Origin of the sequence: Streptomyces sp. CG 926, from assembly GCF_003148825.1 — a bacterium.
Classification (GTDB): domain Bacteria; phylum Actinomycetota; class Actinomycetes; order Streptomycetales; family Streptomycetaceae; genus Streptomyces.
Genome location: NZ_QGGZ01000001.1, coordinates 682529 through 696122, shown reverse-complemented (window position 1 = coordinate 696122; position 13594 = coordinate 682529). Strand labels below are relative to the sequence as shown.

The 13594-nt window shown below is 75.7% G+C and carries 10 protein-coding genes and 1 pseudogene; 6 read left to right on the top strand and 5 right to left on the bottom strand.

What is annotated here, in order from left to right:
- The first annotated feature begins 534 nt into the window (after window positions 1-534).
- Genes BCL76_RS02915 through BCL76_RS02905 form a run of 3 tightly spaced genes read left to right on the top strand, consistent with a single transcriptional unit; the run spans window position 535 to window position 4030 of the window.
- Window positions 535-1884, top strand: coding sequence for a cobalamin biosynthesis protein CobG (locus BCL76_RS02915; protein ID WP_109778317.1), 1350 nt, complete (start codon window positions 535-537; stop codon window positions 1882-1884).
- Window positions 1881-2528 carry a precorrin-8X methylmutase gene (locus tag BCL76_RS02910; RefSeq protein WP_109777808.1) on the top strand — a complete coding sequence of 216 codons (648 nt, stop codon included), beginning with the start codon at window positions 1881-1883 and terminating at the stop codon, window positions 2526-2528. Before BCL76_RS02915 ends, BCL76_RS02910 begins: the two co-directional genes overlap by 4 nt.
- Window positions 2525-4030, top strand: coding sequence for a precorrin-2 C(20)-methyltransferase (locus BCL76_RS02905; protein WP_109777805.1), 1506 nt, complete (start codon window positions 2525-2527; stop codon window positions 4028-4030). The genes BCL76_RS02910 and BCL76_RS02905 overlap by 4 nt, the downstream gene beginning before the upstream one ends.
- Before the next feature lie 193 nt (window positions 4031-4223).
- Here the strand turns inward: BCL76_RS02905 and BCL76_RS02900 are convergent.
- The 4 genes and pseudogenes from BCL76_RS02900 to cbiE form a co-directional block, all read right to left on the bottom strand.
- Window positions 4224-4748: pseudogene (locus BCL76_RS02900) on the bottom strand (GNAT family N-acetyltransferase); the annotation flags it as partial.
- A gap of 67 nt (window positions 4749-4815) precedes the next feature.
- Window positions 4816-5595 (bottom strand): cobalt-precorrin-6A reductase, encoded by a 780-nt coding sequence (locus tag BCL76_RS02895; protein ID WP_109777803.1) that lies wholly within the window; start codon window positions 5593-5595, stop codon window positions 4816-4818.
- Window positions 5585-6334, bottom strand: coding sequence for a precorrin-4 C(11)-methyltransferase (cobM, locus tag BCL76_RS02890; protein ID WP_109777801.1), 750 nt, complete (start codon window positions 6332-6334; stop codon window positions 5585-5587). The genes BCL76_RS02895 and cobM overlap by 11 nt, the downstream gene beginning before the upstream one ends.
- Window positions 6331-7587 carry a precorrin-6y C5,15-methyltransferase (decarboxylating) subunit CbiE gene (gene cbiE / locus BCL76_RS02885; RefSeq protein WP_109777798.1) on the bottom strand — a complete coding sequence of 419 codons (1257 nt, stop codon included), beginning with the start codon at window positions 7585-7587 and terminating at the stop codon, window positions 6331-6333. The genes cobM and cbiE overlap by 4 nt, the downstream gene beginning before the upstream one ends.
- 189 nt (window positions 7588-7776) lie before the next feature.
- On the opposite strand from cbiE, the gene BCL76_RS02880 reads away from it, so the two are divergent.
- Window positions 7777-8724 carry an oxidoreductase gene (locus tag BCL76_RS02880; protein WP_109777796.1) on the top strand — a complete coding sequence of 316 codons (948 nt, stop codon included), beginning with the start codon at window positions 7777-7779 and terminating at the stop codon, window positions 8722-8724.
- A gap of 290 nt (window positions 8725-9014) precedes the next feature.
- Here BCL76_RS02880 and BCL76_RS02875 read toward each other — a convergent pair whose 3' ends face one another.
- Window positions 9015-9986, bottom strand: coding sequence for a trypsin-like serine peptidase (locus BCL76_RS02875; protein WP_109777793.1), 972 nt, complete (start codon window positions 9984-9986; stop codon window positions 9015-9017).
- 228 nt (window positions 9987-10214) lie between these two features.
- On the opposite strand from BCL76_RS02875, the gene BCL76_RS38775 reads away from it, so the two are divergent.
- Entirely contained in the window at window positions 10215-11501 is a 1287-nt protein-coding gene (locus BCL76_RS38775; protein ID WP_181382414.1) for a hypothetical protein, read from the top strand.
- Window positions 11498-13582: a VMAP-C domain-containing protein gene (locus BCL76_RS02865; protein WP_109777788.1), complete on the top strand. Its 2085-nt coding sequence runs from the start codon at window positions 11498-11500 to the stop codon at window positions 13580-13582. Before BCL76_RS38775 ends, BCL76_RS02865 begins: the two co-directional genes overlap by 4 nt.
- Window positions 13583-13594: the final 12 nt, after the last annotated feature.

Here is a 13594-nt window from a genome sequence, read left to right as displayed (position 1 = left end):
GGGTGGGTGGCGGGTGGCTACCGCCGGGGTGGAGGGGGTGGAGGGGGTGGACGGGGTGCGGGTCCGCGGAGATGCCGGTGCGGCGCCGTTGCCGGGGCTCTGCCCCGGGCCCCGCGCCTCAAACGCCGGCGAGGCTGAAATGCCGGGGCTCTGCCCCGGGCCCCGCGCCTCAAACGCCGGCGAGGCTGAAATGGCGGGGCTCTGCCTCGGGCCCCGCGGCTCGGACGCCGGCGGGGTTGAAATGGCGGGGTTCTGCCTCGGGTCCCGCGGCTCGGACGCCGGCGGGGTTGAAATGGCGGGGTTCTGCCTCGGGTCCCGCGGCTCGGACGCCGGTGGGGGTGAAATGGCGGGGTTCTGCCTCGGGTCCCGCGGCTCGGACGCCGGTGGGGGTGAAATGGCGGGGTTCTGCCTCGGGTCCCACGGCTCGGACGCCGGTGGGGGTGGATCGGTCGGGTGGGGGTTGCTTGGTGGTGGGGGCGAATGTGGCTGGTCGGGGTGGTGACGGACACAGGTCGGGGGGACCCGATCGTGGGTATGCTCGCGGCCATGCCCCAGCCCCCTTCCGCCGCATCGTCGCGCGACGAACCCGTCATACGGGAGCGCGGTGACGCCTGCCCCGGTGCGCTGCGGCTGCACGCGGCGGACGACGGGTTCCTGGCGCGGGTCCGGGTGCCGGGCGGGCTGCTCACCGTGGCGCAGGCCGAGGCCTTGGCGCTCGCCGCCGATCGGTTCGGGGACGGGCACCTGGAGCTGACCTCGCGCGGCAACGTGCAGCTGCGCGGCCTGGCCGACGGGTGCGGTGGCGGGCTCGCGGAGTTGCTGGACCGGGTCGGGCTGCTGCCCGCGCCGAGTCATGAGCGGGTACGGAACATCGTGGCCTCGCCCTTGTCCGGCCTGGACGGCCTGGACGGGCAGGACGGGCAGGACGGGCAGGACGGGAAGGGTCGGCCCGACGCCGCCGCCTGGGCCGTGGAGTTCGACCGGCTGCTGTGCGCGAGCCCTTGGGCGGCGGCGCTGTCCGGGCGGTTCCTGTTCGCCTTCGACGACGGCCGCGGCGACGTGGCCGCGCTCGGCCCCGACGTGACCGTCCTCGGCCGCTCCGCAGGCCGGGCGCTCATCCGGCTCGGCCGGGCCGCCGACGCCGTGGAACTCGCCGGGCAGGACGCCCCCCGCGCGGCGCTGCTGGCCGCCCGGTACTTCCTCGACGCCGCCGCCGAAGCCGGTACGCAGGCCTGGCGGGTGGCCGAGTTGCCTGCCGGACATGCTCTGGAAACGGTCGAGTTCGGTCGGCGGCTCGATGCCGTCGGGATCGCCGCCGGGATCGCCCGCGCCGTGGACCGGCCGTACGCGGCCCCGCCCCGGCCGGGGTGGTCGGGCGGGCCCGACGGCCGTGCCGCCCTGTGCGTGCTGCCCCCGCTCGGCCGGCTCGACACCGCCCGGTGGCGGGTCCTGGTGCGGGTCGCGCAGGACGAGGGGAGCGGCCGGTTGCGCGTCACCCCGTGGCGCAGCGTCGTCCTGCCGGCGGTGAGCGGGCACGGGGCCGCCCGCATCGAGGACGCCGGGCTGGTCATCACCCCCGACAGCCCCTGGGAGACCGTCACCGCCTGTACCGGCCGGCCCGGTTGCGCGAAATCCCTCGCCGACGTACGCGCCGACGCGCGGGCCGTCGCCGACCGGGCGCGCGGTCCGCTGCCCGTGCACTGGTCCGGCTGCGAGCGCCGCTGCGGGCACCCGCGCGGCACCGCCTGGGTGGACCTGGTGGCCACCGGTTCCGGATACCGGCTCGGCGTGCCCGGTCGCCCCGTACGCGAGGACGTACGCCCCTTCGAACTTGCCGCGGCACTCGCGGACGCCCGCACCGACCCCGACGTAGTGAAGAAATGAGCGAGTACACCGTGTTTGAGTACGAGAAGGACGGCGCGGCCATCTACCGCCAGTCCTTTGCCACGATCCGCGCCGAGGCGGACCTCTCCGGGCTGCCCGACACGGTCGCCCAGGTCGCGGTGCGCATGATCCACGCCTGCGGAATGACCGACCTCCCGCAGGACCTCGGGTACACCCCCGAGGTCGTGCTGCGCGCCCGTGCGGCGCTGGAGGCGGGCGCGCCGATCCTGTGCGACGTGCAGATGGTCGCCAGCGGTGTCACCCGTAAGCGGCTGCCCGCCGACAACGAGGTGATCTGCACGCTCTCCGACCCGGCCGTACCGGAGCTCGCCGCGAAGATGGGCACCACGCGCAGCGCCGCCGCCCTGGAGGTCTGGCGCGACCGCGGCCTGCTGGAGGGCTCGGTCATCGCCGTCGGCAACGCGCCGACCGCCCTGTTCCGGCTGCTGGAGATGATCGAGGAGGGCGCCCCGCGCCCCGCCGCCGTCATCGGGGTCCCCGTCGGCTTCATCGGCGCCGCCGAGTCCAAGGACGCCCTCGCCGCCCACCCCTCGGGGCTCGACCACCTGATCGTGCGCGGCCGGCGCGGCGGCAGCGCGATGGCCGCCGCCGCCCTCAACGCCATTGCGAGCGTGGCCGAATGAGCGCCGCGAGCGGCATCGCCAAGGGGCGGCTGTACGGGGTCGGGCTCGGCCCCGGGGACCCGTCGCTGATGACCCTGCGCGCCGTCGAGGTGATCGCCGAGGCCGATGTCGTGGCCTATCACAGCGCCCGCCACGGCCGTTCCATCGCCCGCTCGATCGCCGCGAAGCACCTGCGTGCCGACCACGTCGAGGAGCCGCTGGTCTACCCGGTCACCACCGAGACCACCGACCACCCCGGCGGGTACCAGGGGGCGATGGAGGAGTTCTACGAGGCCGCCGCCGCCCGGCTCGCCGCGCACCTGGACGCCGGCCGGACCGTCGCCGTGCTCGCGGAGGGCGACCCGCTCTTCTACGGCTCGTACATGCACATGCACAAGCGGCTCGCCGACCGGTACGAGGCCGAGGTCATCCCCGGCGTCACCTCCGTGAGCGCCGCCGCCGCCCGGCTCGGCACCCCGCTCGTCGAGGGCGAGGAGGTGCTGACCATCCTCCCCGGCACCCTGCCCGAGGAGGAGCTCACCGCCCGCCTCGCCGCCACCGACTCGGCGGTCGTGATGAAGCTCGGCCGGACCTTCCCCGCCGTGCGTGGCGCGATGGAGAGCAGCGGCCGGCTCGCCGAGGCCCGCTACGTCGAGCGCGCCACCATGGCCGGTGAGCGCACCGGACTCCTCGCCGACATCGAGCCCGACAGCGTGCCGTACTTCGCCGTCGCCGTGCTGCCCAGCCGCATCGGCAACCCGGGCAGCGTCCCGTCCGGCCCCGGCGAGGTCGTCGTCGTGGGCACCGGCCCGGCCGGCCCGCTGTGGCTCACCCCGCAGACCCGACGCGCGCTGGCCGACGCCGAGGTGCTGGTCGGCTACACCACCTACCTGGACCGGGTGCCCGTCAAGCCGGGCCAGATCCGGCACGGCTCCGACAACAAGGTGGAGTCGGAGCGGGCGGAGTTCGCCCTCGACCTCGCCCGGCGCGGCAAGCGGGTGGCCGTGGTCTCCGGCGGCGACCCCGGTGTCTTCGCGATGGCCACGGCGGTCCTGGAGGTGGCCGGGCAGGCGGAGTACAAGGACGTGCCGGTACGGGTCCTGCCGGGGGTGACCGCGGCCAACGCGGCGGCCGCCGCGGCCGGTGCCCCGCTCGGCCACGACTACGCCACCATCTCGCTCTCGGACCGGCTCAAGCCCTGGGAGGTCATCGCGGAGCGGCTGCGCGCGGCCGCCGCGGCCGACCTGGTGCTGGCCCTCTACAACCCCGGCTCGCGCAGCCGGACCTGGCAGGTGGCCCAGGCCCGGGAGCTGCTCCTGGAACTGCGGGCGCCCGAGACCCCGGTGGTCGTGGCGCGCGACGTGGGTGGCCCCGAGCAGTCGGTGCGGATCGTCACGCTCGCCGAACTGGAGCCGGCCGAGGTGGACATGCGCACGATCCTGCTGATCGGCTCCTCGCAGACGCAGGTCACCGAGCGGGCCGACGGGTCGAGGATCACCTGGACGCCGCGCCGCTACCCGTGACCGGGTGAGGTGAGCGCGGAGCGGTACACGGCGAAGGCCCGGTGCGACGAGCGCACCGGGCCTTCGCCCGTCCGGCGGCGCCTCAGCCGGATCCGGCCGCCCCACCCGCCGTCTCCGTCTCCGTCTTCGTCGCCGTGGCCGTCGTCGCCTCCGCTGCCGCCACCGCGGGCGTCTGCGCTGCTGTCGCCGCGCCGCGCTCCAGCCGGAACAGCACGTTCGGGCGCAGCGGTCCCTCGGGCGCGTCGGGGTCGTCGAAGTCGTCGGCCGGGTTCCGGGTCATCCCGATCTTCCGCATCACCGCCTGGGAGCGGTGGTTGCCGGCCGTGGTCACGGCCAGGAGCTCGGGGAGCCCGAGCGTGTCGAAGCCGTGCGCCACCACCGCCCGCGCGGCCTCGGTCGCGTAGCCCACTCCCCAGGAGGCCCGGGCGAGCCGCCAGCCGATCTCCACCCCGGTGAACGGCATGCCCTCCTCCACGTCGTCCATGCCCGCGAAGCCGATGAACTCACCGGTGTCCCTGACCTCCACGGCCCACCAGCCGTAGCCCCGCCGGTCGAAGGCGGCCCGGAACCGCACCATCGAAGCCTCGCTCTGCGCACGGGTGAGCGGGTCGCCCAGGTGCTCCCGTACCTCGGGATCGGCGTTCATCGCCGCCCAGGGATCGAGGTCGGAGTCCCGCCAGGGGCGCAGGACGAGGCGTTCGGTGTGCAGTACGGTCATGCCGTCCACCCAACGCGAGCCGTCCCCGGCGGGCAATGCCTTTTCCCGAGGGCGGAACCGGACCCGGCTACCGGCTCGCCCCGAGCCAGTCCTGGACGGCCTCGACCGAGCCCGTCTCCGGGACGCCCCGCGGCACCGCAGGGCGGCGTACGACGAGTACCGGGATGCCGGCCTCGCGGGCCGCGGTGAGTTTGGGGGCGGTGGCCGAGCCGCCGCTGTCCTTGGTGACCAGGACGTCGATCCGGTGCCGGGCGATCAACTCCCGTTCGTCGTCCAGGCTGAACGGGCCCCGGTCCAGCAGCACTTCGAGGCGAGGCGGGACCGGCGCCGCCGGCGGATCCACCGAACGCACCAGGAACCAGGTGTCGGTGAGGTGCGCGAAGGTGTGCAGGCCCATCCGGCCGGTCGTCAGGAACGCGCGGGAGCCGAGGCCCGGCAGCCGCTCGGCCGCCTCTTCGAGGGACTCCACGAAGATCCAGTCGTCGCCCGGCTCCGGCGTCCAGCCCGGGCGTCGCAGCGCCAGCAGTGGGACGCCCGTGAGGGCCGCCGCCTCGGCCGCGTGGAAGCTCATCCGCTCGGCGAAGGGGTGGGTGGCGTCCACGACGTGCGTCACGTCGTGGACGACGATCCACGCCGCGAGGCCCTCGACCCCGCCGAACCCGCCGACGCGGGTCTCGCCGGGAGGCAGCACGGGCGAGGCCACCCGGCCCGCGAGCGAGGTGGTCACACGGCACGCGGGGTCGCCGGCCAGCGCCTCCGCGAGGCGGCGGGCCTCCGTCGTGCCGCCCAGGATCAGGACGTGGAGGGCCGGGCGGGGGCCCGGTGCGGCGGACGACTCAGCAGACATGCCGGTCGCGCTCGGGCGAGTACAGGTGGCTGTCGCGGAACTGCTCCGCGCCGAGCGTGCGGCCCACCACGATGACGGCGGTGCGCACCAGCCCGTGCTCCTTCACCTGCGGGGCGATGTCGGCCAGGGTGCCGCGCAGGATCAGCTCGTCGGGGCGGGAGGCCATCGCCACCACCGCCACCGGGCACTCGGCCCCGTAGTGCGGCAGCAGCTCCTCGACGACCCGGTCCACGTAGCGGGTGGCCAGGTGCAGCACCAACAGCGCGCCGCTGCGGCCCAGCGTGGCCAGGTCCTCGCCGGGCGGCATCGGGGTGGCCTGCTGGGCGATCCGGGTCAGGATCACCGTCTGCCCGACCGTGGGGACGGTCAGCTCCCGCTTGAGGGCGGCGGCCGCCGCGGCGAAGGCCGGGACGCCCGGGACGACCTCGTAGGGGATGCCGGCCGCGTCGAGCCGCCGCATCTGCTCGGCGACCGCGCTGAAGATCGACGGGTCGCCGGAGTGCAGCCGCGCCACGTCCTGGCCCGCCGCGTGGGCCCGTACGCACTCGGCGACGATCTCGTCCAGGTTCAGCTGCGAGGTGTCGACCAGGCGGGCGTCCGCCGGGCACTCGGCCAGCAGTTCGCGCGGCACGAGGCTGCCCGCGTACAGACAGACGGGGGCGGCGGCCAGGGTGCGGGCGCCGCGCACCGTGATCAGGTCGGCGGCGCCGGGGCCCGCGCCGATGAAGTACACGGTCATGTTCGATCCTTCTCCTCGGTCGACCCGGCGGTCGAGCCCTCCGACTTCGTCACTGACCACTGGGTGACCGGCATCGCCTGCCGCCAGCCCGTGAAACCGCCGACCGGCACGGCGTGCGCGACGGCGAGCTTCACCAGTTCGCCGCCGTGGCGCCGGTAGCGCTCGGCGAGCACCGCCTCCGACTCCAGGGTGACGGTGTTGACCACGAGCCGGCCGCCGGGGGCCAGCGCCTCCCAGACCGCGTCCAGCAGGCCGGGGGCGGTCAGCCCGCCCCCTATGAACACGGCGTCGGGGGCCGGCAGCCCCACCAGGGCCTGCGGTGCGGCGCCGACGACCACGCGCAGGCCGGGGACGCCGAGCGCCGCCGCGTTACGGGCGATCCGCCCGGCCCGCTCCGGGACGCGCTCCACGGCCACCGCCCGGCACGAGGGGTGCGTACGCATCCACTCGATGCCGATGGAGCCGGAGCCGCCGCCGATGTCCCACAACAGCTCGCCGGGGGCCGGGGCCAGCGCGCACAGGGTCGCGGCCCGGACATGGCGCTTGGTGAGCTGCCCGTCGTGTTCGTACGCGGCGTCCGGGAGGCCCGGGGTCGCGCCCAGGCGCGGCGCGCCGTGGGCCGGATCGCGGCGGCAGTCGAGCGCGACCACGTTCAGGGGGTCGCCGGGCGCGTGGTCCCAGCCGTCGGCCCGGCCCTCGTACATGTCCTCGCGCTCGGACCCGAGCTGTTCCAGCACCCGCATCCGGCTCGGGCCGAAGCCCCGCTCCCGCAGCAGGGCGGCGATCTCGCCCGGGGACGCCGCTCCGGCACTGAGCACCAGCACCCGGCGCCCCTCGTGGAGCGCGGCCGCCAGCCGGGCCACCGGGCGGCCTACCACCGTGACCACCTCGGTGTCCTCCACCGGCCAGCCCAGGCGGGCGCAGGCGTAGGACACCGACGAGGGGTGCGGGTGGACCCGCAGGGAGCGCGGCCCGAGCTCCTCGGCGAGGGCGCGGCCGATCCCGTAGAACATCGGGTCGCCGCTGGCCAGCACCGCGATCCGGCGGCCGGCGTGCTCGGCCATCAGCTTCGGCACGGCGGGCCGCAGCGGGCTCGGCCACGCGACCCGCTCACCGGCGCACTCGGTGGCCGGCAGCAGGTCCAGCTGGCGCGGCCCGCCGATCAGCACCTCGGCCGAGGTGAGTGCGCGGCGGCCGGCGGCGGACAGCCCGGCCCAGCCGTCCGCGCCGAGGCCGACGACCGTCACGGGCATGGGGGGCGGCGGGGAGCTCACTGCGCGGTTCCTCGGGGACGGGGGCGGGAGGGGGTGAAGCGGGTGGACCCGCCGCAGCCTACTGGCCTGCGGATCCGCGGCCCGCGCCGGCCTGGGCCCGGCCCGGTGGCACCTGCGGGACTCCATGGAGCTACCCTCGGTAACCCACTGCCTCGCGAGGGAGCCGCCATGCCGGGTCGCAGCGCCACGCACATTCCCGACCAGAGCGGCCGCAGCGCCGTGGTGACCGGGGCCAACAGCGGGATCGGGTACGTCACCGCCCGCGAACTCGCCCGGCGCGGCGCCTCGGTGACGCTGGCCTGTCGGAGCGCGGCCCGCGGTCGGGCCGCCGTGATCCGGCTGCGCGCGGAAGTGCCGGGGGCCTGGGTGGAGTTCCTTCCGCTGGACCTCGCCGACCTGGCTTCCGTACGGGAGTTCGCCGCCGCCTACGGGCAGCGGCACACCGCGCTGGACCTGCTGATCAACAACGCCGGCGTGATGGCCCTGCCGTACGGGCGGACCGCCGACGGGTTCGAGACCCAGCTCGGGGTCAACCACCTCGGTCACTTCGCCCTGACCGGACTGCTGCTGCCGCGGCTGCGCGCCGCCGCCCCCGGGGCCCGGATCGTCAACGTCTCCAGCGGCTTCCACGTGCTGGGGCGGATCGACCCCGACGACGCGGACCTCGCCGACGTCGGAGGCGAGCACGGCTACCGGCGCTGGATCGCCTACGGCCGCTCCAAGACCGCCAACCTGCTCTTCACCCACGAGCTGTCCCGCCGTTTCACGGCCGCCGGCTCCCCGATCATCGCCGTCGCCGCCCACCCCGGCTACGCCTCCAGCAACCTCCACTCCGGGGCGTCGAAGCTGGAGGGCCCCACCTTCATCTCGCGCCTGGCGGCGCTCGGCGACGCGGTCCTCGCCCAGCCCACCTCCTCCGGCGCGCTGCCCACCCTCCACGCGGCGACCGCGCCCGGGGTCCGGCCGGACGCGTTCATCGGCCCGCGGTTCGGCTGGCGCGGCGCGCCCGCACGGTCCTGGCGAGCCGGATGGACCCTCGACGACACGACCGGCGAGCTGCTGTGGGCGGCCTCGGAGAGGCTGACGGGCGTCTCGTACGCCGCCCTGCCGCGCTGAGCGGATCGCGCGGGCGCCCCGAAGTGAGTCCGCCCGCCCCCGGGTCGCCTCCGGGCGCCCCGGCTCGGGACTCCCGCGCGCGCCCCCCTGCACAGCAGAATCTGCGGCATGAACGACGACGAGCCGGACAACCACCCAGCAACGCGCGGCCGTCACGACCGCATCGACCGTCCCGGCCGGGGACCGGGCCGGACCGGGCGGGTTCTCGGACAGGTTCTCGGACGGGTTCTCGGACGGGTTCGGGGCGCAGGGAGCGCCGGATGTGATCGGGGAGGTGCGCCCCGGACCGCTCAGGACGTGGTGGAGCGCTCGTACAGGGCGCGGACCGCGTCGCCGAAGCGGACGCTGTACGAGGTCTCCTCGTCCCCGCCCCCGTCACGGCCGCCGATCACCCCGATCAGGGTGCCGCGGCCGGTCAGTACCGGACCGCCGCTGGTCCCGTTGGGTACGTCCGCGCAGTCCAGCCGCACCTGCGTCGGCCCGGCCGGGACGGCCGTGTTCCGGCACTCCAGCGGCTGCTCGGCGTAGTTCGGATAGCCCATGAGCCGGGCGGGCGCCGGCAGTTCGGCCGTGAAGTCCATGGTCAGGGCTCCTGTGACGTCCTCCAGCCGCTGCCCGGGATAGCCGGGTCGGCGCAGCCGGAGCAGGGCGACGTCGTGGTCGGGGTCCTGGTCCCGGGTCCAGCGCGGGTCCACATCGATCCGGGTCGGCACCCAGATGCCGAACGGAGCCACGCCGTCGTGATAGCCGGGCGCGAAGGCCAGGTTGGTCCGGAAGCCGCCGCCGTACACGCAGTGCGCGGCGGTGGCGACGAGGTCGCCGCGCGGGGAGTGGACCACGACGGCCGAGCAGTGGTGGTCGGGGTCGCCGTCGCCGCCCGGGGAGAACAGCGCGCCCACGGCGGGCTCGGCCGCGGCGGGTCCGGCCTCCAGGGGGTCGGAGGGCTGCCACCCCGCGTACCGCCAGTCCGCCGCGCCGCCGTCGGCGGTGAAGGCCTTGCCGTCCTTCGGCGGCTCCGGGTCCTCCCGCACGATCCCGTCCAGCACCGCGGCCGCCGTCCTGTCGGCGCGCTCGGGGTCCTGCTGGTAGACGCCTTGCGCCGGATCGCCGTCCGTGCGGGTGGCGGCGATGCCGCGCAGCTCCCAGGCGACGTAGCCGACGCCCGCGAGGACCACGGTGCACAGCAGGCCGACGACCACGGACCCTCGCGGGGCGGACCGGCGACCCCGCTCCCGTCCCCGCCCGTCAACCTTGCCGACCATGTGGTACTCCCGCCCCAGACGCTTTCGGACTCTTCGTTCGATGGGCCGGTGGCGTCCCGGGTTCCGCAGGGAGGACGTGTCCGTGCTCACAGCCCCCACCGCCGATGTGCCGGCCGGGGCCCCCGGATCCACCCGTGCACGCCGAACTCGACGTTCCATGGCCGCTGTTACCCCCGTCGGGCTATGGTGCCGGGCGGGGGACGACTGCGCGAGGGGGGCCGGGCTGCGATGCGTTTTCTCTTTGTCCACGGTACGGGGGTACGGCGCGAGCGGCACGATCGGTTGTTCGCCCTGGTCCGGGAACGGCTGACGGCCAGATTCCACGGAGCGGCCGTCGACTCCTGCTACTGGGGCGACCGGTTCGGCGCGACCCTCGGCGCGGGCGGCCGCTCGGTACCGGGACTGCGCCCCGGCCCGCACGGCGCCCCCGACCCGGGGGACGCGGAGACGGCCGAGTGGGCGCTGCTGCTCGCCGACCCGCTGTGCGAACTACGGGTCCTGGCCGAGGCGGTGGGCGGGCCGGACGCCTACGAGGCCGACGCCGACTCCGGCGCCGGCGCCCACGAAGCCGACGCCTACGACGACCGCTTCGCCATGCCCGGCGTACAGGCCGCCGGTGCCCGGGTACTCGCCCTGCTGGAAGCCTTACCGCCCGCACCGCCCCGGACCGGGGACGAGCTCGGAGCCCTGCTGCACGGCACCGGCCTCGCCGCGGGCTTCCCCGCCGCCCTGGACTCCACCGCCGACTCCGCCGAAGCGGCCCGGGCCGCGGCCCGCGCCGCCGACGAGCAGCAGGCCCGCGAGCTGGCCACCGCCCTGGCCCGGGCCGTGACCGCCACCGTGCTCGCCGCCGCCACCGACGAGGCCGACTGCACCGCCACCGAACGCGACCGCCTCGTCGAGCTGCTCACCACCCGCCTCGGCGGCGACGGCCGGGTGCCCGGCGCCCGCGTGGCCGCCGTCCTCGGCCGACTCGCCCTACGGGTCACCACCCAGCCGCTCCTCGACGCCCGCCGCGGCTCCCTCACCGTCGGGGCCACCCCCGTGCTCGGCGACATCCTGCGCTACCAGTCCCGCGGCCACGAGCTCCGCGACTTCCTGCACGCGCGGATCACCGCCGATCCGGGGCCGACCGTACTCATCGGCCACAGCCTCGGCGGGATCGCCCTGGTGGACCTGCTCACCCTCGCCGCCGCCCGCGGCGAGGCCGTCCCGGGGGCCGAACTGCTGGTCACCGTCGGCTCCCAGGCCCCCTTCCTCCACGAACTGGGCGCGCTGGCCGCACTCGAACCCGGCGCGAAGCTCCCGTACGGCTTCCCGCGCTGGCTCAACGTCTACGACCGGCACGACGTGCTCTCCTACCTCGCCGAACCCGTCTTTCCCGGTGACGCGCGCGTCACCGACCACGAGGTCCGCAGCCGCCAGCCCTTCCCGGCCTGCCACAGCGCCTACTGGAAACAGGACTCCCTCTACGAGCGGATCGAACAGGCGGTGACCGAGGCGGAGATCGGGTGACTCCCGCCGACTTCCTGCCCCCGGCCCTCGGACCGCAGCGCACCTTCGCGCTCGTCGCCGGGGTCGAGCGCTACGACATCAGCCACCGCTGGAACCTGCGCGGTCCGGCCCGCGACGCCCTGCGCTTCGCCCGGTGGTTGACCGGCCCCGCCGAGGTGCCGCCCGGCAACGTCCGGCTGCTGCTCTCCCCGCTCGACGAACCGGACGACCTCGACTGGACGGACGCCCCGGCGATGACCGCCCTGCGCACCGCCTACCGACCGGCGACCGAGGAGAACGTGAAATCGGCCCTTCTCGACGAACTCCCGCAGTGCGACGGCGACCTGCTGTGGATCTTCTGGGCCGGACACGGCTACCTCGGGCCGCGCGAGGAGCTGATGCTGCCCTGCGCCGACGCCCGCCCCAGCCAGATCAGGCACCTCAACCTCGACTCGGCGCTGCGCTGGTGGCGGACCGACCTCGTCAAACAGCGTCGCTTCCCGCTCCAGGCCGCGCTCGTGGACTCCTGCCGGGTCGACGCGCCCCGCGACACCCGCTGGAACTTCGGCAACACCGACTACGGGGGCGGGAGTTCGGTGCCGGGCCGCAGGCAGTTCCGGCTCTACGCCTCCCGCGAGGGCGAGGTCGCGCAGAACGACGCCGAGCGCGGCGCCGGCCGGTTCACCGAGGCCCTGCTCGGCGAACTGGGCGGGCGGTCCGTACGGGAGAGCGTCAGCGGGCTGCCCGGCGCCGCCCTCAGCATCCACCGCACCTTCCAGGAGCTGCGCGAGCGCGGCGAGGGCTGGCAGCTGCCGCAGTTCATCGTCGACCGGGACTGGGACGCCTGTTCCTTCCTCGACGACGAGCTGTCCCGGGCCGCGCTGTCCCGGGCCGCCAAGCTCGACCAGGCGGCCTGGGACGGCCTCGGCGAGCTCTTCGAGGGCCGCGAGCTGCCCCGCTGCGCCCACGAGGCCTACGCCTGGGCGTTCAAGGCGGCCGGCTGCACCACCCCGGCGCACGGCGGCCTGCCGGGGGACAACCTGCTGGAGGTGGTCCAGGACCTCGACGAGCGCCAAGGCGGTCGTGGCGGGATGCCGCTGGCCGTGCCCTTCGTACGGTTCCTCGCGGACCGGGCCGCCGCCGGGGACGACGCGCCATGGGCGGACCGGCTCGGGGACTGGGTGCGCGCCACCCGCGAGCGCCTCGCCCTACCGGTGCTGCCCCCACCCCCGCCGCCCGCCCGGCGTACGGTCGTGCACGTCCGGCTGGAGACGCCACCGGGAGGGGAGACCGGATTCCTGGCGCGGATGTGGCTCCGGGGTGAACGGATGCGACACATATGGGAGTCGGAAGGAGCGCCGGTCGCACTGGAGCAGGTACGCGAGGAACTCGTACGCCAACTCGCCCTCATCGGCGGCGCGCCCGCGAGCGACGGCGGGACCGGGCGGCAGGCCTACACCGCGGTGGACCGCATCGAGTTCCATGTGCCGTACGAACTGCTCGACGCCGACTTCGACCAGTGGCCGGTGCCCCGCGGCCCGGCCGGCCGGCGCCGCGCCCTCGGCCTGCTCCACCAGGTGGTGGTGCGCTGCCCCCAGGAACGGGCGGACACCCGCGCCGAGTGGCACGGCACCTGGCGCTGGCTGCACGCCCAGGGCGGCCGGCACCCCGACGCAGTCCGGGTCGTCACGGACGACGAGGTCACCGACGCGCTCGGCATGGAACTGGCCGCGCAGCCGCCGCCCGCCTGCGTCCTCGCGCACACCACGGCCACCCCGCATGCCGGGCTGCTGGAAGCCGTGCTCGAAGGCGGGCTCCCGGTCGCCGTATGGGCGCGCGGCGGCGGACCGCCCGCGCCCGCCCTCCTCGACCTGCTGGCTCCGGCCGGGCCGGACGGTCGCCCCGACCCCGGCGCGTTGGACGTTCTGGCCCTGCCCGCGCGCGTGCGGGAGGTGCGCCGGGCGGCCGCCGGCGCCGCGGCGGGAGCCGCACGCGCCGCCGGGGGAGCCGCACACGCTCACCAACCCCCCGCAGGGGCAGACCGGTTGGTGCTCCTGTGGGACGATCCCGACGACATCCCGGGCCTCCGGTCCCTGGCCTGACCCCGACCACCG